Below are 19,944 nucleotides of genomic sequence, written 5' to 3'. Positions count from 1 at the left end.
AAAGCCGCCGTTGAAGCCGCTATCGCGCGTGCCAAAGCACGTAAAGCCGCACAGCAAGATATCGCGGAGCCCGCTGCCAACGACGACTCACGCAAAGCCGCCGTCGCCGCTGCGATTGCCCGTGTTCAAGCCAGGAAAGCCGCTCAGGCCGTTAACGAGGATTAAATGGTTTTCAAAATCGCAAGTTCCCCTTATACCCATAACCATCGCCAGACATCGCGCATTATGATGCTGGTGGTCATTGCTGCCCTGCCGGGGATCCTGGTACAGGGCTGGTTTTTTGGCTGGGGAACCCTTATTCAGCTGATGTTGGCCATTTCTACCGCCTGGCTTGCCGAGTCGCTGGTACTGCGCCTGCGTAAGCAAAACGTCGTGCAGACGCTCGCGGATAACTCCGCACTGCTGACTGGTCTGCTGCTCGCTATCAGTATTCCGCCGTTTGCGCCATGGTGGATGGTGGTCCTCGGTACCGTATTTGCCGTCATTATCGCCAAGCAATTGTACGGTGGTTTAGGACAAAACCCTTTCAACCCAGCAATGATTGGCTATGTGGTGCTGCTCATCTCTTTCCCGGTACAGATGACATCCTGGTTACCCCCGCATGACATTGCGGCCTCGGTGCCCGGCTTTATCGACGCGATTCAGGTGATCTTCACCGGACATACCGCGGCCGGTCAGGATATGACGGCGCTGCGCATGGGCATTGATGGCGTAAGCCAGGCAACGCCGCTGGATACCTTTAAAACCTCGCTTCATGCCGGGCAGTCGGTTGAGCAAATCCTCAACGGCGCCATCTATCACGGCGCGCTGGCGGGTATCGGCTGGCAATGGGTCAATATCGCCTATCTGGTCGGTGGATTGTTCCTGCTGTGGCAAAAAGCCATTCGCTGGCATATTCCGCTCAGCTTCCTGGTCAGTCTCGCCGTGTGCTCGACGCTAGGCTGGCTGCTGCATCCAGAAAGCGTTGCGACGCCACAGATGCATCTCCTTTCCGGTGCCACCATGCTGGGTGCGTTCTTTATTCTCACCGATCCGGTAACCGCCTCCACAACCAACCGTGGACGCTTAATTTTCGGCGCATTGGCGGGCCTGCTGGTGTGGCTGATTCGCAGCTTCGGGGGGTATCCTGATGGCGTTGCCTTTGCCGTACTGCTGGCTAACATTACCGTGCCGCTGATCGATTACTACACGCGCCCGCGCACTTATGGACACCGCTGAGGACTGACCATGTTAAAAACCATGCGTAAACACGGTGTCACGCTGGCGCTGTTCGCTGCCGGGTCGACGGGCTTGACGGCCGCGATTAACCAGTTAACCAAACACACTATCGACGAACAGGCTGAGAAGCAGCAAAACGCGCTGTTCCAGCAGGTTATTCCCGCTGACAGCTATAATAATGCGTTGCTGAAAAGCTGCTTTGTGGTGACGGCACCCGAGCTGGGTAAAGGTCAGCACAAAGTCTATATTGCCAGAATGGATGACAAACCGGTCGCGGCCGTGCTGGAAGCGACAGCACCGGATGGCTACTCGGGCGCCATTCAGCTGTTAGTCGGTGCAGATTTTAACGGCACCGTACTGGGCACCCGCGTGACGGAACATCACGAAACGCCGGGCCTGGGCGATAAAATTGAACTGCGCCTGTCGGATTGGATTACATTCTTCGCCGGGAAAAAGATCGGCGGCGCTAGCGATGCTCAGTGGGCGGTGAAAAAAGATGGCGGACAGTTCGATCAGTTTACCGGTGCGACCATAACGCCGCGCGCCGTCGTCAACGCCGTTAAGCGTGCCGGGCTGTATGCTGAAACGCTTCCCGCGCAACTTTCACAACTGCAAGCCTGTGGAGAGTAAATCATGAGCGAGGTTAAAGAGGTTATTGTCCAGGGGCTCTGGAAGAATAACTCCGCGCTGGTCCAGCTATTAGGGATGTGTCCGCTGCTGGCGGTCACCTCCACAGCAACCAACGCCCTGGGACTGGGGCTGGCGACCACCTTAGTATTGACGCTGACCAACCTGGCAATTTCCAGCCTGCGCCGCTGGACGCCGGCGGAGATTCGCATCCCCATTTACGTAATGATCATTGCGTCGGTCGTCAGCGCCGTACAGATGCTGATTAACGCCTATGCGTTTGGTCTGTATCAATCGCTCGGGATCTTTATTCCCCTTATCGTGACCAACTGTATTGTTGTCGGCCGCGCAGAAGCGTTCGCCGCCAAAAAAGGGCCTGCACTGTCGGCTCTCGACGGCTTTGCCATCGGCATGGGCGCAACCTGCACCATGTTCGTATTGGGGTCGATTCGTGAGCTGTTGGGTAACGGCACGCTGTTTGACGGCGCCGACGGCCTACTGGGCAGTTGGGCGAAGTCACTGCGTATCGAGCTGTTCCATACCGATACCCCATTCCTGCTGGCCATGCTGCCACCGGGGGCGTTTATCGGTCTTGGTATGCTGCTGGCCATTAAATATTTAATCGATGAACGGACCAAACAGCGCCGCGCTAAGGCCGTTGCGGCGGAAAGCGTCGACGTGGAAACGGCAGAGAAAGCCTAATGAATAAAGCCAAACGCCTTGAGATCCTGACCCGCTTACGCGACAACAATCCGCATCCCACCACGGAGCTCAATTTCACCTCACCGTTTGAGCTGCTGATTGCCGTACTGCTTTCGGCGCAGGCGACCGATGTTAGCGTGAACAAAGCGACGGCAAAGCTCTATCCGGTGGCCAACACGCCGCAGGCGATGCTGGACTTAGGCGTTGATGGGGTGAAGGAATACATCAAAACCATAGGGTTGTTTAACAGTAAGGCAGAAAATGTCATCAAGACCTGCCGAATGCTGCTTGAACTGCACGGCGGTGAGGTCCCCGAGGACCGTGCCGCGCTGGAAGCACTGCCCGGCGTAGGGCGCAAGACGGCAAACGTGGTGCTCAACACGGCCTTTGGGTGGCCAACCATTGCCGTCGATACACACATTTTCCGCGTCTGCAATCGCACAAACTTCGCACCAGGTAAGAACGTAGAGCAGGTGGAAGAGAAACTGCTTAAGGTCGTGCCCGCCGAATTTAAAGTCGACTGCCACCACTGGCTGATTCTGCACGGCCGCTACACCTGTATTGCACGAAAACCGCGCTGCGGCTCGTGCATCATCGAAGATCTGTGTGAATACAAAGAGAAAATCGAGCTGTAGACCATTTTTAGCGATGAGGCAAGTCGGCCCATCGCTTCCCTCCTTCGCGCTAAAGCTACGTTTAATCTCATATAATTATTCAGTTTTTGGCATTTATAACGCCTATATACCGTTTTTACAGGTTAAACATGTCATCGCTAGCGAAAATTTCTATACAATCGCTGACAAGATCATAAGAGCAACATAATGTTGCATTTATGTTTCTTTACGTACAAAGCGCCTACATCATCACAATGCAACATTTGCAATGCACAAGACGATCATCCAGCATTTTTTAAGAATTCAGCCTATATCACTATATTCAAGCGCCATCAGCAGAAGATATGGTTAAGATCCGGTTTTCCCTGCCCATTATTAGAATAATAAACCGTCTATTTTTAAAGCATGAAATTTAACGCTGAATAACATTTATAAAGATGGTTAATTATACCGGAGTTTTTATTTGTAACAGAGTATTGCAAAAGGCTTGTCTGAAAGCGCAGGATAGTGAACATTACTTCCCGTTTCCCTCCAGAATAACTATAAGGTGGATGCCAAAACGAGCACTCCGCCCAGTACACCCCCCAGTGATTGGGATGTAAATAAGAGGTATATGTGTCTACTGCAAACAATAAACCAACTGAAAGCGTGAGTTTGAACGCCTTCAAACAACCTAAAGCGTTTTATCTCATCTTCTCTATTGAGTTATGGGAGCGTTTTGGCTTCTACGGCCTGCAAGGCATTATGGCCGTTTACCTGGTTAAACAACTGGGTATGTCCGAAGCAGATTCCATCACCCTGTTCTCTTCCTTCAGTGCATTAGTTTACGGTCTGGTTGCTATCGGCGGCTGGCTGGGCGACAAAGTACTGGGTACCAAACGCGTGATCATGCTGGGTGCTGTGGTACTGGCGATTGGTTATGCGCTGGTTGCATGGTCCGGTCACGATGCGGGCGTCGTTTATATGGGTATGGCGACCATCGCCGTGGGTAACGGCCTGTTCAAAGCCAACCCATCTTCCCTGCTTTCTACCTGCTATGCCAAAGACGACCCACGTTTGGACGGTGCATTCACCATGTACTATATGTCCGTAAACATCGGTTCGTTCTTCTCCATGCTGGCAACGCCATGGCTCGCCGCGAAATACGGCTGGAGCACCGCGTTCGCACTGAGCGTTGTGGGTATGCTGATTACCGTTGTTAACTTCGCATTCTGCCAGCGCTGGGTGAAACAGTACGGTTCTAAACCTGACTTTGAACCGACTAACTACCGCAACCTGCTGCTGACTATCGTTGGCGTGGTTATTCTGGTTACCGTGGCCACCTGGCTGCTTCACCACCAGGAAATTGCACGCATGGTGCTGGGCGTGATTGCGCTGGGTATCGTCTTCATCTTCGGTAAAGAAGCCTTTGCGATGCAGGGTGCTGCACGTCGCAAGATGATTGTGGCCTTCATCCTGATGCTGGAAGCGATTATCTTCTTCGTTCTTTACAGCCAGATGCCAACCTCACTGAACTTCTTCGCGATTCGTAACGTTGAACACTCTATCCTGGGTATCGCGTTCGAGCCGGAACAGTATCAGGCGCTGAACCCATTCTGGATCATCATTGGTAGCCCAATTCTGGCCGCTATCTACAACAAAATGGGCGATACCCTGCCAATGCCAACCAAGTTCGCTATTGGTATGGTGCTGTGCTCCGGTGCCTTCCTCGTGCTGCCGCTGGGCGCGAAATTCGCCAGCGACGCGGGTATCGTTTCCGTTAACTGGCTGATTATCAGCTACGGCCTGCAGAGTATTGGCGAACTGATGATCTCTGGTCTCGGCCTGGCAATGGTGGCTCAGTTGGTTCCACAACGTCTGATGGGCTTCATCATGGGTAGCTGGTTCCTGACCACCGCTGGCGCAAACATCATCGGCGGTTATGTTGCCGGTATGATGGCGGTACCAGAAAACGTCACCGACCCGGTCATGTCACTGGAAGTCTATGGTCGCGTATTCCTGCAGATTGGCGTTGCCACCGCCGTTGTCGCGGTGCTGATGCTTCTGACCGCACCAAAACTGAACCGCATGACTCAGGACGATCCGAAGTCTGCTGCGGATAGTGAAGCCGCTTCCGCGTAAAGTCATCGGGAAACGTATCATTTTGGGCCGCTAACTTCCGTTAGCGGCTTTTTTTTTGTCTGCTCAGGCACTAACATACCTGCATATCCGCCAGCCGCCCTTCTGCTGATGGACCACAAAAATAATCATAGTCTGAAGGAGTTACCCATGAAATTGTTCTATAAACCTGGCGCCTGTTCCCTGGCATCGCACATCACCCTACGGGAAAGCGGAAAAGACTTCTCGCTGATTGGCGTCGACCTTATGCACAAACGTATGGAGAACGGTGACGATTTTCTGCAGGTTAACCCGAAGGGCCAGGTACCGGCACTGCTGCTGGATGACAATACCCTGCTGACTGAAGGCGTGGCGATCATGCAATACATCGCCGACAGCGTTGCTGACCGCCAACTGCTGGCTCCAGTGGGCACCATCAACCGCTATAAAACCCTGGAGTGGTTGAACTTTATCGCCACCGAACTGCACAAAGGCTTCACGCCGCTGTTCCGTCCGGATACGCCGGAAGAGTACAAACCTACCGTGCGTGCACTGTTGGATAAAAAACTGGCCTACATTGATGACTCTTTAGCAGGTACGCAGTGGATCAGCGGCTCACGCTTTACCATTGCCGATGCTTATCTGTTCACCGTGCTGCGCTGGGCGTTTGCCGTGAAGCTGGAGATGGCGGGATATAAGAATATTGCGGACTATATGGCGCGGGTAGCGGCACGTCCGGCAGTTGCGGCGGCGGTGGCCGCTGAAGGGCTGAAATAAAACTTAAGACAGATCGTCGCCCGGTGATGGACACTTCACCGGGCAGACTTCACCGTCTTACAGGCGCGTAGCGCTAAAGTCGTGCTCCGGCTTCGCAATCCGGTCCTGGGCCGCAACCACCTGCAGTTCGTACTCGCCCATCTCTTTTGTCGTCAGCATAATTTCATAGACTGCCGCCGTGACGTGCTCCAGAGCATCACGTAGCGATGCACCTTGCAGCAGTTTCACCAGCAGCAGGCCGCTGGTGACGTCACCTACACCGACCGGGTGGCGAGCGCCAAAATCAATCAAGGGGCGGCTGATATGCCAGGCTTCGTCCGCCGTCACCAGCAGCATCTCGAACCGATCCTGGCTGTAGCCCGCGCGCGCCAGATGTTTTACCAGCACGATTTCTGGCCCCTGCGCAATCAGCTCACGTGCCGTACACACCGCGTCGTTGACATCCTTCACCTCATGTCCGGAGAGAATTTCCAGCTCAATCAGGTTCGGGGCAATCATGTCACTTGCCGGTAGCGCATGGCGCTTGTGGAACTCGGCCACACCGGGTGCCACGATACAGCCTTTTTCCGGATGTCCCATCACCGGGTCACAGAAGAATTTTGCCTGTGGGTTCGCCGCTTTGACCTGACGAACAATCCCCAGAATGTGTTCCCCCTGCTCAGCAGACCCCAAATAACCGCTCAGCACGGCGCTACAGCGCGATAGTTGGTCGATATCCGCAATCCCCTGAACAATCTCCGTCAAATGCGCAGGCGGCATAACACAGCCCGTCCATTTACCGTATTGCGTGTGGTTGGAGAATTGAACGGTGTTCAATGGCCAGACGTTCGCGCCGAGACGACGCATAGGAAATTCGGCTGCACTGTTGCCCGCATGACCGAAAACAACGTGGGACTGAATGGCGAGGATGTTGTTCATTAGTTCTACTCAGACGACAAAAAAGAAGGGGGGCGTAGTTTCCCACGCCCCCCTGTTTCGGAATATTACTTCCAGCAGATCAAACAGTAGTTTTTCTTACCACGACGTAACAGCGTGTAGCGACCAAACAGAATGTCGCTGTCGTTGAAGAAGTACTCCGGATCGGCCTGTTTTTCACCGTTGATGGTGACGGCGTTTGACGCGATGGTTTTGCGCGCCTGCCCACGGGACGGCTGCAGCTCAGAGTCCACCAGCGCCTGCATCAGGTCTGCGCCTTTTTCCATTTCAACCATCGGCACACCGTCTTGCGCGAGCTGCTCGAAGTCAGCTTCGCTCAGCGCGCTCAGGGAGCCGCTGAACAGGCTATCGGTGATGCGTTTCGCCGCTACCAGACCTTCTTCACCGTGCACCAGACGGGTAACCAGTTCGGCCAGTACATACTGGGCGCGCGGAGCTTTACCGCTGTTTTTGTCTTCTTCTTCCAGAGCATTGATCTCTTCAATGTCCATGAAGGTGAAGAACTTCAGGAAGCGATAAACGTCCGCATCCGCGGTATTAATCCAGAACTGGTAGAATTTGTACGGACTGGTTTTCTTCGGATCCAGCCAAACTGCGCCGCCTTCGGTCTTACCGAATTTGGTACCGTCGGCTTTCGTGATCAGAGGAACGGTCAGGCCAAATACCTGATTCTGGTGCAGACGACGGGTCAGATCGATACCAGAGGTAATGTTACCCCACTGGTCGGAGCCGCCGATCTGCAGCGCAACGCCGTGCAATTTGTTCAGGCACGCGAAGTCATAACCCTGTAGCAGGTTGTAGGAAAATTCAGTAAATGAAATCCCCTGGTCGTCACGGTTCAGACGCTGCTTCACCGCTTCTTTGTTAATCATCTGGTTAACAGAGAAGTGCTTGCCGATATCGCGCAGGAACGTCAGCACGTTCATGCCGCCAAACCAGTCGTAGTTGTTGGCAGCGATTGCAGAGTTGTCGCCGCAGTCGAAGTCGAGGAACGGTGCAACCTGTTTACGGATTTTTGCGACCCATTCCTGTACGGTGTCTTCGGTGTTCAGTTTACGCTCGGCGGCTTTAAAGCTTGGGTCACCAATCAGACCGGTTGCACCACCCACCAGCGCGACGGGTTTATGCCCTGCCTGCTGGAAGCGTTTCAGGCATAACAAAGGAACAAGATGCCCCAAATGCAAGCTGTCAGCGGTTGGATCGAAGCCGCAATAGAGCGCGATCGGGCCTTGCGCCAGTCGCTCTGCTAACGCTACCTCGTCCGTTACCTGGGCAACTAGCCCCCGCTCTTGCAGTTGTTTAATCAAGTTACTGCTTGCCATCAAATTCTCCATCTATATCCGACTGCACCTTTGCCGGTACACGACTTTTCGCCAGACGCGAAAGCCTTATAGAATAAAGCGCTGACGCATTCAGCGCTAGCGCTTAAAACAACAAATTTCGGCGTTTACGGCGCCAGACGGTCAATTTTCCATGCGTCAGCATCACGCTGGTACAAAAAACGATCGTGTAGGCGGTGTTCACCACCCTGCCAAAACTCCATTTGCTCGATGCTGACGCGGAAGCCACCCCAGAAACTCGGCAGCGGAACGTCGCCCTGCTGGAACTTTTGCTTCAGTTCAAGAAACTTGCTTTCGAGGATCCCGCGTGCGGAGATGCGGCTGGACTGTTTCGATACCCAGGCACCGATCTGACTATCGCGCGGACGGCTGTGGAAATACTTCATCACTTCCAGCGTCGACAGGCGCTCGGCCTTGCCAATCACCATGACCTGGCGATCCAGCATATGCCATGGGAACAGCAGGCTGATGCGAGGGTTCTGCTCTAACTGATGCGCTTTGCGACTGCCAAGGTTGGTATAAAACACCAGCCCTTTTTCATCATAATGTTTGAGCAGCACGATTCGCTGATAGGGCTGACCGTTTTCATCCACCGTCGCCACTACCATCGCCGTAGGATCGGCTAACCGCGCTTCACAGGCTTGTCCAAGCCAGCGCTCAAAAAGCGGGAGAGGTTCATCAGGAAGGTCGTGGCGACGAAGGCCGCCACGGGTGTATTCTCGGCGCAGATGCGCGATTTGCTGCAGATCGTCGTTATCAGACATGGCGTTTAAAATTGTAGTCAGTAGGTAGCGTTATTGTGCGCCGCCCGCCTGAAAATCTCAACGCTTGGGGTTTTGTAACTTACAGTTATTCAGGACGATATGGTCACGTTTGTAGACCGTTGCTTCGTCACCTTTCGACCAGAACACATAGATACCGTCGGTATAACGCGCACCGGAGGCGGAAATCCCCTGCGGTAGATTCAACTGCTGGTTGTCATAAACGAAGCTAACCTGCTGGCGCGGGTTATTAAGCTGCACCGTCAACGGTTTCTCGTCGCACTGATATTCCAGCGTGTCGGTTTGCATACGTTCCATAAACTGGTTATAGGTGCTACAGCCGGCAAGCATCAAAGGGAGAACAGCAATAAGAAGTTTTTTCATGGTATTGGGCCTTTCGACAATCCTAGTCAGGGAGTGATTTTCTCACTCACGTGTAGAGTCAGTCTACAGGCCCATGGTAAAAGAAGATTTCAGTTAACTCTTATTATTCTGTGGGTTCGCGGGAAAAATTGCGCCGAGAACGGTGGCTTCAGAGGCCCCGGTGACCGACGGCAGATTTCCAGGCAGACCGGCAACCGTCCGCCAGGCAAGCCAGGCAAAGGCCAATGCTTCCATATCGTCGCCGCTTATCCCGTATTCGTCGGTGGTGGCCACTTCCGTTCCTGCCAGTAACCCTGCAAGCCGCGCCATCACCAGCGGATTACGGCTTCCGCCCCCGCATACCAGCAGTCGGTCACAGCCTCCGCTCAACATCACCTGTTCACTGATGGTCACCGCGGTAAGCTCGGTGAGGGTCGCCTGAACATCCTGCGGGCGCAGCCCTGGATAGCGGGCGAGGAAATGCGCCAGCCAGCCATAGTTAAAGTACTCGCGGCCGGTGCTTTTGGGTGCTGGCGCTGAAAAATAGGGATCGCTCAGCATATCCTGCAATAGCGGTAGCATGACTTTCCCCTCGTTCGCCCATTCCGCGTCTTTATCGTAGGGTTTACCGAGGCTACGCCAGATCCAGGCATCCATCAGCATATTGCCCGGTCCGGTATCAAACCCGCGTACCGGCTGTCCCGGTACCAGCAATGAAAGATTGGCAATGCCGCCAATATTGAGGATCATTCGGCGTTCGCTTTGGTGGGCTAATAACGCCTGATGAAACGCCGGAACCAGCGGTGCGCCCTGCCCGCCAAGGGCCATATCACGGCGGCGGAAATCTCCCACCACGCTCACGCCTGTCCGCGCCGCAATGATGTTGTTATCACCAATCTGCAGGGTATGCGGTGCATCGCCTTGAGGCTCATGCCAGACCGTTTGCCCATGGCAGCCGATAGCAACGATATCCTGCGCTTTCAGATGCTCCTGAGACATCAGTGCAATAATGGCGTCGGCAAACAGATTCCCCAAGCGGTTATCCAGTTGTCCGAGCTGTGAAAGGGTCAGCGGTTGCCCCTGACAGATTGCCAGTACCGCCTCTTTTAACGCGATAGGAATGGGCCATGATAAGCTGGCCAACTGCGCCACTCTGCTCTCATCGATGGCGGCGAGTACCACATCCACACCATCAAGGCTGGTCCCCGACATCACACCTATATATCGCCCGGATTTCATACGCCGTCCTTAGTCACATTTGCAGGGTTAACACTCCAGCATAAAGTGGCACGTAATACCATTAACTAATAATATTTTTTAACAATATAGCGGCTGGCTACCATTATTGACTGCGGTTATAGATTTCCCCACACGTTTAGCGTTGGTTAAGCCAGGACGGATTATTCTATTAAGAATAAATGCGGAGTATATGACCGCGTCGTTCAAATACCATATAATTGTTCAGTAGGGATGCTCATGAGAGCAATTCTGTTGAACTGGAGATTCATAATGATGTTACGCGTATTGGCTGTTTCAATGATTGGTTTGTCCCTCGCGGGCTGCGTCAGCAGCAGCGGCCTGTCTGGCGATGTTTACTCTGCCTCCGAAGCGAAACAGGTCCAGAACGTGACCTACGGCACGATTGTCCACGTCCGTCCTGTACAGATTCAGGGTGGCGACGATAGCAACGTCATCGGTGCTATCGGTGGTGCAGTACTGGGCGGCTTCCTGGGTAATACCATCGGTGGTGGTACCGGGCGTTCATTAGCGACCGCAGCCGGTGCAGTGGCAGGTGGCGTAGCAGGCCAGGGCGTTCAGGGTGCAATGAACAAAACCCAGGGTGTGGAACTGGAAATTCGTAAAGATGATGGCAACACCATCATGGTAGTGCAGAAACAGGGTGATACCCGCTTCTCTGCAGGCCAGCGCGTCGTGATGGCGAGCAATGGCAGCCAGGTGACCGTCTCCCCACGTTAAGACTTTCGGCGTACGTGGTAATCGTAACCACGTACGCCATGATTGTTTCCATGTATTATCCCTCCTCTTATATTCATAGTGCGAATATATAAATATCATTTACCTCATCTATTATTTGCGCACGAACAATATTTCTTTACAGATAGTCAAGTAAACTCTACCGCATATAGGGCCGGGATGCCCAAAGCTTGCAGCGCTTAGTGTAAACAGGATACATATATGCTCTTAAAATTCCCCCTGCAGCGTTTTTTGATTTATATCACAATTACTTTGATTGGGACGCTGGTCCTGAATCATTTTTCTAATTCTGTCATACGCCATGTTCCGGCTATTGCCCCTATTCTATTTCCAACGCTGACCATTTTTCTGATGGTCTTCCATATCATGATCGCTGTGTTTATGGTGATGAAATATACCTGCGATAAACGGCGACTGTACCTGATGCCTATCGCCTTTGCTTTCGCAACATCAGCGCTGCTGATGCTGGGCACATTGAAGAGCTACCCTAATTGGTTTCTGTGCGGTGGGCTGACGAATATCACAAATTATAACGATGCGCTGATATTCTTTTCCTTCCGCAATATCCTGATGGCAATACTGTTTATTTCTTCCGTCATCCTGTATGCATTCAAAATGCGTGATATGCATAGCCGAAAAATTCATTGCATTATCTTAAGTATCATTATTGTTTTCAGCACCGCAACAATGTGGTTAGCCTGGCTATACTCAAGTAATAGCCCAACGCTTGATGTCAGCTTTATCGATAATAATACTTTCAAATATTCTACCGCATGGAACAGTATAATCAGCTGGTCTTTAATTGGAATATGGGTCGTGGCCCTGTTGATAATTCTGCTGGTCACCCATTTACGTAATATATTCTGGTACAGCGGTGCATTCTTTTGCTCCTGCTATATTTTCACGCTGTTTGTATTGATGTCCGGCCAAGACGCCGCCAGCTATAGCTGGTATCAGGCGCGGTTGTTTGAAACGATTTCGACACTGTTCCTCATCTTTGTCTTGTTCTGCGACGTGTTCACGCTCTATCGACAATCGAACACCAAATACCAGGACTCATACCAGAACTCAATCCGCGATCCGCTAACCCGGTTGTACAATCGCAGCTACTTCTATGATTCCTTCACCGCGCTGTTTCCGACCCTCGCGCACAAGCAGCCGATATCGGTCATCGTCAGCGATCTCGACCACTTCAAACGCATCAACGACAGATACGGCCATTTGCAGGGCGACAAAGTCATCCAGTTTGTCGCGAAAGTTTTGCAAGATTCCGTACGGCAAAACGATATCGCGGCGCGTATTGGTGGTGAAGAGTTTGCCCTGCTGCTGGTCAACACGCCGCCGGACATCGCACAGTCTATTGCCGAACGTATCCGTCTGGCCATTAGTCAGCATGATGCGGCCAGCAGCAATAACCAATTGCCGGAATCGATTACCATCAGCATGGGGATCTTTACCGCAGAGAACCTGACTGTACCTGTTGAAGAGTGCGTTCGTCGCGCGGATGAAGCGATGTATCGCGCAAAAGCCGCTGGACGTAATCGGGTTGAGGTGTGGAAGGCGCTGTAGGCCATAAAAAACCCGCGAGATTCGCGGGTTTTTGGTGTCAATCGCGCGACTGCAGCTCGATGATGTTCTGCTCAAGCTTGCGAATAAGCGTGGTCAGCATTGTCAGCTCATCGGCAGAGATCCCTGCCAGGATGTCGCCACGAGTGTGGTTAATAACGGCTTCCATTTCCTGAATCAGCGGCGCCGCTTTCTCAGTTAACTTAATGCGTTTGGCGCGACGGTCACTGGCACAAGTCTGGCGAGAAATAAGCCCTTTCTCCTCCAGCTGATCCAGTGTACGTACCAGAGACGGCTGCTCAATGCCGATCGCTTTAGCCAGTTGGATTTGCGACTGTTCAGGTGGTAGCTGATGAATATTATGCAGCGTAACCCAATGTGTCTGCGTCAGTTCCAGAGGTTTGAGGCGATGGTCAATCAGAGCACGCCATATGCGCACCAACCGTGCCAGATCAGAACCTAATGGCGATTCCAATTTCATCTCCTTATAATTAGCTTGCTAGGTTATTGTACTGATTTTAGAATAGTGTGCAGTATTTAAATTAGCAAAACAAATGAAATGCCACGTGCGCGCTAGCCCGCGACATGCATTACACTGTTACAAACGATGTATATTTATTTCAAAAGAAGTCACACTATCGAGTCATAACGCTCTAATTGCAAAGGATTTCTGTTTGTGATGTCGAATTTCCACCTCCCAGGACTACCGCTACAAGATCTTGTCGTCGGCGCTTCAATTTATTTTCCCCCATTATTCAAAGCCGTCCTACTTGGCTTCCTGTTCTGGTTGGTTATCCATCGTACTCTGCGAGACTGGATGTATGCCGGTGATATCTGGCATCCCCTGTTGATGGATCTCTCTTTCTTTGCGCTTTCAGTCTGTATTGCGCTGATGATTCTGGTTTGGTGGTGATGTCATTCGATGAAAAAATTAAAATATTTCTCAACGCTTTTGATTGCTGCGCTCGCGATACTCGCCGTTTGGCTGGTGTGGAACTACTACATGCAGTCCCCGTGGACGCGAGACGGGAAAGTGCGCGCAGAGCAGGTCGATATTACGCCGCAGGTTTCAGGCAGTATTTTGGCCCTCAACGTCAAGGACAACCAGTTTGTGAAGGCCGGTGACGTCCTGTTTCAAATTGACCCCACGCCGTGGCGTATCGCGGTGATGAACGCCGAAGCGAAACAGGCAAAGGCGCAATCGGACCTTTCTCGTGCCAGTCATGAAGCCGCCCGCCGTAAGGGGTTATCGGCTAATTTCATTTCGGCTGAAGATCTCGATGCTGCCAATATGGTATTGAAAGCGGCGCAGGCCAATTTTGACGCCGCTAAAGCTGAACACGAACACGCGCGCTGGCAGCTAAGTCAAACGGAAGTGAAGGCCCCGGTCGACGGTTGGATCACCAATTTGACGACGCGCGTCGGTAACTATGCTTCCGTCGGCCACCCTGTTTTCGCCCTGATTGACAGCCATTCATTTTATGTTGTGGGCTACTTTGAAGAGACAAAGCTGCGGCATATTCGCCAGGGCGACCGCGCTGATATTGTCCTTTACAGCAACAATAAAAAGTTACAGGGTCACGTTTCCAGCATCGGCCGCGCCATTCACGATCAAAGTCTGGCCACCGACGGTGCGCTGGTTGCAGATATCAAACCCACTATCCCGTGGGTACGCCTGGCCCAGCGCGTCCCGGTGCGCATTGAATTTGACTCACTCGATGCCAGCACGCTGCTCGTTGCCGGTACCACCTGCACCGTCTCAATCCAGGGTGATAAGCAATGACCCTACCCACTTTGACGTGGAGGTCGCTGCCCTGGATTAAAGCCACACCGCCGCAGTGGCGTTATGCTTTACGTAACGCAATTGCCATGTGTCTGGCGCTTATCGTGGCCTACGAGCTCAATCTTGATGAACCTTACTGGGCGTTGACGTCAGCCGCGGTGGTCAGTTTTCCGACCGTTGGCGGCGTGATCAGTAAAAGTCTTGGGCGTATCGCTGGCAGTCTCCTCGGCGCCAGCGCCGCGCTGCTTATCGCCGGACACACGCTCACCGATCCGTGGTTATTTCTGTTCGCCATGTCGGCCTGGCTGGCCTTCTGCACCTGGGCCTGCGCGATGTATACCAATAACGTTGCCTACGCTTTTCAGCTCGCCGGATATACCTGCGCCATCATTGCCTTTCCAATAATTAATGTCGTCGACGCCACAAAACTGTGGGAAATCGCCCAGGCACGCGTTTGTGAAGTGATTGTCGGGATTCTGAGCGGCGGCCTGATGATGATGATCCTACCCAGCACTTCCGATGGCAGTGCCCTGTTGACGGCGCTGAAAACTATGCACGCCCGTTTGCTTGAGCATGCCAGTCTGCTGTGGCAACCGGTCACTACTGACGCCATCCGCAGCGCTCATCAGAGCGTTATCAGCCAGATTTTGACCATGAATTTGCTGCGTATTCAGGCCTTCTGGAGCCACTATCGCCTGCGTCGACAAAATACCCTGCTTAACTATCTGCTCCACCAACAGCTACGTCTGACCAGCGTGATCTCCAGTCTACGACGTCTGATGCTGAACTGGCCTGAAGCACCAGACACGATCCGTCCAGTGCTGGAACAGTTGTTACAGGCTCTGGCAAAACCCAACTGCGATGCGTATACCGTGGCCTGCATCATTGCGCCCCTGGCGCCAAAAGATCCGCAGGACTATCGCCACCATGCCTTCTGGCACCGGCTTCGCTACTTCTGCCGTCTGTACCTGACGACCAGCCATTGGCTGCATCGGCTGGAAAATGCAACCGCCGTCACCGAATTTTCAGTTCCCGCATCACCTGCACTGATGCGCCACACCGACCATATCGAAGCCGCCTGGAGCGGTATTCGCACCTTTTTTGCCCTGGTAAGCGTGGGGGCACTCAGTATCAGCACGCAGTGGGAATCCGGTTCAGCCGCCCTGACGCTGGCGGCCATTTGTTGCGTACTCTATTCCAACGTGCCGTCACCATTTAGTTCACTGACGCTGCTGATGCGCACTCTGGCCCTGCTGTCTATTTTCAGCTTTGGAGTGAAGTTTGGTCTGATGGTACAAATCAGCGACCTCTGGCAATTTATGCTGTTTCTTTTCCCGCTGCTGCTCACCATGCAGCTGCTCAAACTGCAAATGCCGAAACAGGCGAGGCTGTGGGGCTCGCTGATTGTGTTTATGGGGTCATTTATTGCGGTAACTAACCCGCCGGTTTACAACTTTGCCGATTTTCTCAACGATAATCTGGCGAAAATAATTGGCGTAGGGCTGGCATGGCTGGCGTTTGCGGTACTCACGCCCGGCTCTGACGCGCGTAAAAGCCGTCGTCATATTCGGGCGTTACGGCGTCACTTTGTCGATCAACTGAGCCGTCACCCAACCAACAGCGAACATAAGTTTGAATCACTGGTTTATCATCATGTTAGCCAATTGAGTACCAGCCAGGATGAGCCTGCGCGGCGCTGGCTGCTGCGCTGGGGGGTGGTCCTGCTCAACTGTTCCCACGTGGTGTGGCAACTTCGTGCGTGGGAAGCCCGATCCGACCCTCTTTCGCAGGTCCGCGACATGTGCATTAGCCTATTGCGGGATGTCATGAGCGAACGCGGGGTGCAACAGCGACCGCTGGCGACGACATTATTGGAGTTACAGCGGATATGTGACGCGCTGTCGCATCACCATCAGCCAGCGGCCCGCGAGCTGGCTTCTATCCTGTGGCGCCTTTACTGCTCGCTTTCACAGCTTGAGACCGCACCCGTGCCCGGCACGCTGAATGAACAAACGGCATAAGCGAAGAGATGCAGGCGGCAAACACCGCCTGCATAAGACAGATTACGGAACGTCGTAACCCAGTGCGGCTTTACGAATACGGAACCACTGCTGGCGGGTCATGTTGAGAGACTCAGCGACAATAGCCGAGCGCACGCGTTCAATTTTCCCTGAACCGATAAGCGGCAGCGGCTGCGACGGCAGTCGCATCACCCACGCATAGACCACCTGTTCAATACTGCTTGCGTTAAGCTCCGTGGCAATTTTCGCCAGTTCATCACGCAGCGGTTGGAATTCATCATCATTGAACAGACGACCGCCGCCGAGGCATGACCACGCCATCGGACGTACCCGCAGCTGCTGAAGCTGATCCAGCGTGCCATCGAGGATCGTCGGCTGATGGATCGGTGAGATTTCGACCTGATTGGTGGCAAGGGTGAACGGCAGTCGCGATTGCAGCAGCGCAAACTGTGCCGGCGTGAAGTTAGAGACGCCAAAATGGCGCACTTTTCCGCTCTGATGCAGCGTGGTAAACGCCTGCGCCACTTCGTCGGCATCCATCAGTGGATCGGGACGGTGGATCAGCAGCAGATCGAGGACATCGGTCGCCAGATGTCGCAGCGACTGCTCGGCGCTATGAATAATGTGGTGGCTATCGGTGATGTAGTGGCCGAGAGCATGTTCCGGCTTAGCGGTAGTCGCAATGCCGCACTTGGTCACAATCTCCATACGTTCACGCAGATGCGGAGCCAGTTTCAGCGCTTCGCCGAAAGCGGCTTCACACTGGTAGCCCCCGTAGATGTCCGCATGGTCAACGGTGGTAACGCCAAGATCGAGATGCTCTTCAATAAAGCTAATCAACTGGCGTGGGGACATGTTCCATTCCATTAAGCGCCAGTAGCCCATCACAAAACGGGAAAATTCCGGGCCCTGCGGCGCCAGGGTAATACGTTGAACCATAACCACTTCCTCAATTAATAATTTGCATCGAGTATACGCATTTTTGCGTTTAAAACAGTGAGGGTTGCTGAGGTTCTTCTGCGTCAGGCGCTTTACCCGCACGTAATTTGCGCAGTAAACGCTGCCGGCACAATCGCAGAACGTCCTGCTTTTGCGCATCACTCATTTTTTGCCAGTTAAAGCGTTCATCACGGCTACGAAAACACCCGCGACAAAATCCCCGTTCATCCGACTGACATATCCCCCGGCACGGACTTTGAACCGGGAAAAACTCCAGTTGCTCCGCCACGTTAGCCCCCTTTTACCTCGTCATACTCTCATTGAAGACGTTTAATCCGCCGGACGCAACTTTTCTCCCTCATCGTGCGCTACCGGCATCATTTTCAAAAAATCGGTTGCATTAGACCAATCGGTCTATTACAGTGCGGACCATGAACAAATCAATTGAACATGATACCCGTGAACACATCCTGGCAACCGGCGAGCGTCTTTGCATGCACCGCGGCTTTACCGGGATGGGTCTGAGCGAACTCCTGAAAACGGCCGAAGTCCCGAAGGGATCGTTCTATCACTATTTCCGTTCAAAAGAGGCGTTTGGTGTGGCCATGCTGGAACGGCACTTTGCCGATTACCATCTGCGCCTGGTCCAGCACTTTACGCAAGGCGCGGGGAACTACCGCGACCGCCTGCTGGATTACTACCAGCACACGCTCACGCAATTTTGCCAGCAGGGGCTGATTAGCGGTTGTTTAACCGTCAAGCTCTCTGCCGAAGTGTGCGATCTTTCCGAAGATATGCGCGCTGAAATGAATAAAGGTGCCAACCAGATTATGGTTCTGCTGGCACAAGCGCTGGAAAATGGCCGTCGGGAGGGCTGCCTGACGTTTATCGGTGAGGCTGAAACGACCGCTCAGGTACTCTACTCGCTGTGGCTTGGCGCAAATCTGCAGGCCAAGATGGCCCGCAGTGCGGCGCCACTGGAAAGCGCGCTGACGCATGTCAGGAATCTGATTGCTGCGCCGGACTAAACGCCGGCGTTTTTATTTCCTATACAACTAGACGACCGGTCTACTCAGGAGTCACCATGTCGCAAGAAAAACTGTTTACCCCACTGAAAGTGGGTGCGGTTACCGCCCCGAACCGCGTGTTTATGGCCCCGCTGACGCGTCTGCGTAGCATCGTCCCAGGCGATATCCCTACTCCGCTGATGGCTGAGTATTACCGCCAGCGCGCCAGCTCCGGTCTTATTATCTCAGAAGCCACCCAGGTTTCGGCTCAGGCTAAAGGCTATCAGGGCGCACCAGGCCTGCACAGCCCGGAACAAATCGCTGCATGGAAGAAAATTACCGCTGGTGTCCACGCTGAAGATGGCCGTATTGCCGTACAGCTGTGGCACACCGGCCGTATTTCTCACAATAGCCTGCAGCCAAACGGTGAAGCGCCTGTCGCGCCATCGGCGCTGAGTGCCAACACCCGTACTTCGCTGCGCGATGAAAACGGTCACGCCATTCGCGTAGATACGTCAATGCCTCGTGCACTGGAAACCAGCGAAATCCCAGGCATCGTCAACGATTTCCGTCAGGCGATCGCCAATGCGCGTGAAGCCGGTTTCGATCTGGTTGAACTGCACTCCGCACACGGCTACCTGCTGCACCAGTTCCTGTCCCCTTCTTCTAACCATCGTACAGACCAGTACGGCGGCAGCGTAGAAAATCGCGCTCGCCTGGTGCTGGAAGTGGTAGATGCCGGGATTAAGGAATGGGGTGCTGAGCGTATTGGCATCCGCGTATCGCCGATTGGCAGCTTCCAGAATGTCGACAACGGACCGAACGAAGAAGCTGATGCCCTGTATTTAATTGAAGAGCTGGGTAAACGCGGTATTGCTTACCTGCACATGTCTGAACCGGATTGGGCGGGCGGCGAACCGTACAGCGAAGCGTTCCGTGAAAAAGTTCGCGCCCGTTTCCACGGCCCGATTATCGGTGCTGGCGCCTACACGCCGGAAAAAGCCGAAGATCTGATCGAAAAAGGGTTAATCGATGCCGTTGCCTTTGGTCGTGCTTACATCGCTAACCCGGATCTGGTTGCCCGTCTGCAGCACAAATCCGAGCTGAACCCTCAGCATCCGGAAAGCTTCTACGGCGGCGGTGCTGAAGGTTACACCGACTACCCAACGCTGTGATCCTGCATTGATAGCGGCGGCCA

The 19,944-nt window shown here is 53.4% G+C and carries 21 protein-coding genes; 13 read left to right on the top strand and 8 right to left on the bottom strand.

Features of this window, described 5'->3' with window-relative positions:
* Positions 1–165 precede the first annotated feature (165 nt).
* The 6 genes from rsxD to gstA all read left to right on the top strand — a co-directional run bounded on the left by rsxD (position 166) and on the right by gstA (position 6,035).
* Complete coding sequence (gene rsxD / locus KCR01S_RS02595) at positions 166–1,218, top strand: electron transport complex subunit RsxD (protein ID WP_061279589.1); 1,053 nt, start codon at positions 166–168, stop codon at positions 1,216–1,218.
* A 9-nt stretch (positions 1,219–1,227) separates the two neighbouring features.
* Positions 1,228–1,848, top strand: coding sequence for an electron transport complex subunit RsxG (rsxG, locus tag KCR01S_RS02590; protein ID WP_061279588.1), 621 nt, complete (start codon positions 1,228–1,230; stop codon positions 1,846–1,848).
* A 3-nt stretch (positions 1,849–1,851) separates the two neighbouring features.
* A complete protein-coding gene (locus tag KCR01S_RS02585) occupies positions 1,852–2,547 on the top strand; it encodes an electron transport complex subunit E (RefSeq protein WP_061279587.1) in 696 nt (231 codons plus the stop codon).
* Positions 2,547–3,182 (top strand): endonuclease III, encoded by a 636-nt coding sequence (nth, locus tag KCR01S_RS02580; protein WP_061279586.1) that lies wholly within the window; start codon positions 2,547–2,549, stop codon positions 3,180–3,182. Before KCR01S_RS02585 ends, nth begins: the two co-directional genes overlap by 1 nt.
* A gap of 594 nt (positions 3,183–3,776) precedes the next feature.
* Positions 3,777–5,282: a dipeptide/tripeptide permease DtpA gene (gene dtpA / locus KCR01S_RS02575; RefSeq protein ID WP_061279585.1), complete on the top strand. Its 1,506-nt coding sequence runs from the start codon at positions 3,777–3,779 to the stop codon at positions 5,280–5,282.
* 147 nt (positions 5,283–5,429) lie between these two features.
* Positions 5,430–6,035, top strand: a complete 606-nt coding sequence (gene gstA / locus KCR01S_RS02570; RefSeq protein ID WP_061279584.1) for a glutathione transferase GstA — start codon at positions 5,430–5,432, stop codon at positions 6,033–6,035.
* A 57-nt stretch (positions 6,036–6,092) separates the two neighbouring features.
* On the opposite strand, the gene pdxY is transcribed toward gstA, so the two are convergent.
* The 5 genes from pdxY to anmK all read right to left on the bottom strand — a co-directional run bounded on the left by pdxY (position 6,093) and on the right by anmK (position 10,674).
* Entirely contained in the window at positions 6,093–6,953 is an 861-nt protein-coding gene (gene pdxY / locus KCR01S_RS02565) for a pyridoxal kinase PdxY (protein ID WP_061279583.1), read from the bottom strand.
* Between the two features lie 65 nt (positions 6,954–7,018).
* On the bottom strand, positions 7,019–8,293 hold the full coding sequence (tyrS, locus tag KCR01S_RS02560) for a tyrosine--tRNA ligase (RefSeq protein ID WP_061279582.1): 1,275 nt from the start codon (positions 8,291–8,293) through the stop codon (positions 7,019–7,021).
* A gap of 125 nt (positions 8,294–8,418) precedes the next feature.
* Positions 8,419–9,075 carry a pyridoxamine 5'-phosphate oxidase gene (gene pdxH / locus KCR01S_RS02555; RefSeq protein WP_061279581.1) on the bottom strand — a complete coding sequence of 219 codons (657 nt, stop codon included), beginning with the start codon at positions 9,073–9,075 and terminating at the stop codon, positions 8,419–8,421.
* 57 nt (positions 9,076–9,132) lie between these two features.
* Positions 9,133–9,456: a C-type lysozyme inhibitor gene (gene mliC / locus KCR01S_RS02550; RefSeq protein ID WP_061279580.1), complete on the bottom strand. Its 324-nt coding sequence runs from the start codon at positions 9,454–9,456 to the stop codon at positions 9,133–9,135.
* A 93-nt stretch (positions 9,457–9,549) separates the two neighbouring features.
* Positions 9,550–10,674 (bottom strand): anhydro-N-acetylmuramic acid kinase, encoded by a 1,125-nt coding sequence (gene anmK / locus KCR01S_RS02545; protein ID WP_061279579.1) that lies wholly within the window; start codon positions 10,672–10,674, stop codon positions 9,550–9,552.
* Between the two features lie 270 nt (positions 10,675–10,944).
* Between anmK and slyB the strand changes: the two genes are divergently transcribed.
* A complete protein-coding gene (gene slyB / locus KCR01S_RS02540) occupies positions 10,945–11,412 on the top strand; it encodes an outer membrane lipoprotein SlyB (RefSeq protein ID WP_061279578.1) in 468 nt (155 codons plus the stop codon).
* Between the two features lie 219 nt (positions 11,413–11,631).
* Positions 11,632–12,999, top strand: coding sequence for an MASE4 domain-containing protein (locus KCR01S_RS02535; protein ID WP_061279577.1), 1,368 nt, complete (start codon positions 11,632–11,634; stop codon positions 12,997–12,999).
* Positions 13,000–13,036: 37 nt separating this feature from the next.
* On the opposite strand, the gene slyA is transcribed toward KCR01S_RS02535, so the two are convergent.
* Positions 13,037–13,477 (bottom strand): transcriptional regulator SlyA, encoded by a 441-nt coding sequence (slyA, locus tag KCR01S_RS02530; protein WP_061279576.1) that lies wholly within the window; start codon positions 13,475–13,477, stop codon positions 13,037–13,039.
* A gap of 198 nt (positions 13,478–13,675) precedes the next feature.
* Here slyA and KCR01S_RS02525 point away from each other — a divergent pair, with 198 nt between their 5' ends.
* The 3 genes from KCR01S_RS02525 to KCR01S_RS02515 are packed head-to-tail and all read left to right on the top strand — an operon-like array spanning position 13,676 to position 16,800.
* Positions 13,676–13,909, top strand: coding sequence for a DUF1656 domain-containing protein (locus KCR01S_RS02525; RefSeq protein ID WP_061279575.1), 234 nt, complete (start codon positions 13,676–13,678; stop codon positions 13,907–13,909).
* Between the two features lie 9 nt (positions 13,910–13,918).
* Positions 13,919–14,779 carry an efflux RND transporter periplasmic adaptor subunit gene (locus KCR01S_RS02520; protein WP_061279574.1) on the top strand — a complete coding sequence of 287 codons (861 nt, stop codon included), beginning with the start codon at positions 13,919–13,921 and terminating at the stop codon, positions 14,777–14,779.
* Positions 14,776–16,800, top strand: a complete 2,025-nt coding sequence (locus tag KCR01S_RS02515) for an FUSC family protein (protein WP_061279573.1) — start codon at positions 14,776–14,778, stop codon at positions 16,798–16,800. Before KCR01S_RS02520 ends, KCR01S_RS02515 begins: the two co-directional genes overlap by 4 nt.
* A gap of 42 nt (positions 16,801–16,842) precedes the next feature.
* Here the strand turns inward: KCR01S_RS02515 and KCR01S_RS02510 are convergent, their stop codons facing one another.
* Positions 16,843–17,739: an aldo/keto reductase gene (locus KCR01S_RS02510; protein ID WP_061279572.1), complete on the bottom strand. Its 897-nt coding sequence runs from the start codon at positions 17,737–17,739 to the stop codon at positions 16,843–16,845.
* 49 nt (positions 17,740–17,788) lie between these two features.
* Positions 17,789–18,028: a DUF1289 domain-containing protein gene (locus KCR01S_RS23795; RefSeq protein WP_072277066.1), complete on the bottom strand. Its 240-nt coding sequence runs from the start codon at positions 18,026–18,028 to the stop codon at positions 17,789–17,791.
* A 142-nt stretch (positions 18,029–18,170) separates the two neighbouring features.
* On the opposite strand from KCR01S_RS23795, the gene KCR01S_RS02505 reads away from it, so the two are divergent.
* Together KCR01S_RS02505 and nemA are read left to right on the top strand one after the other, a co-directional pair.
* A complete protein-coding gene (locus KCR01S_RS02505; RefSeq protein ID WP_061279571.1) occupies positions 18,171–18,767 on the top strand; it encodes a TetR/AcrR family transcriptional regulator in 597 nt (198 codons plus the stop codon).
* Between the two features lie 56 nt (positions 18,768–18,823).
* Positions 18,824–19,921 (top strand): alkene reductase, encoded by a 1,098-nt coding sequence (nemA, locus tag KCR01S_RS02500; protein ID WP_061279570.1) that lies wholly within the window; start codon positions 18,824–18,826, stop codon positions 19,919–19,921.
* Positions 19,922–19,944: the final 23 nt, after the last annotated feature.

This window comes from Kluyvera cryocrescens NBRC 102467 (assembly GCF_001571285.1).
GTDB lineage: Bacteria > Pseudomonadota > Gammaproteobacteria > Enterobacterales > Enterobacteriaceae > Kluyvera > Kluyvera cryocrescens.
The sequence above is the reverse complement of the archived record's forward strand: the minus strand, read 5'-3'. Positions and strand labels throughout refer to the sequence as shown.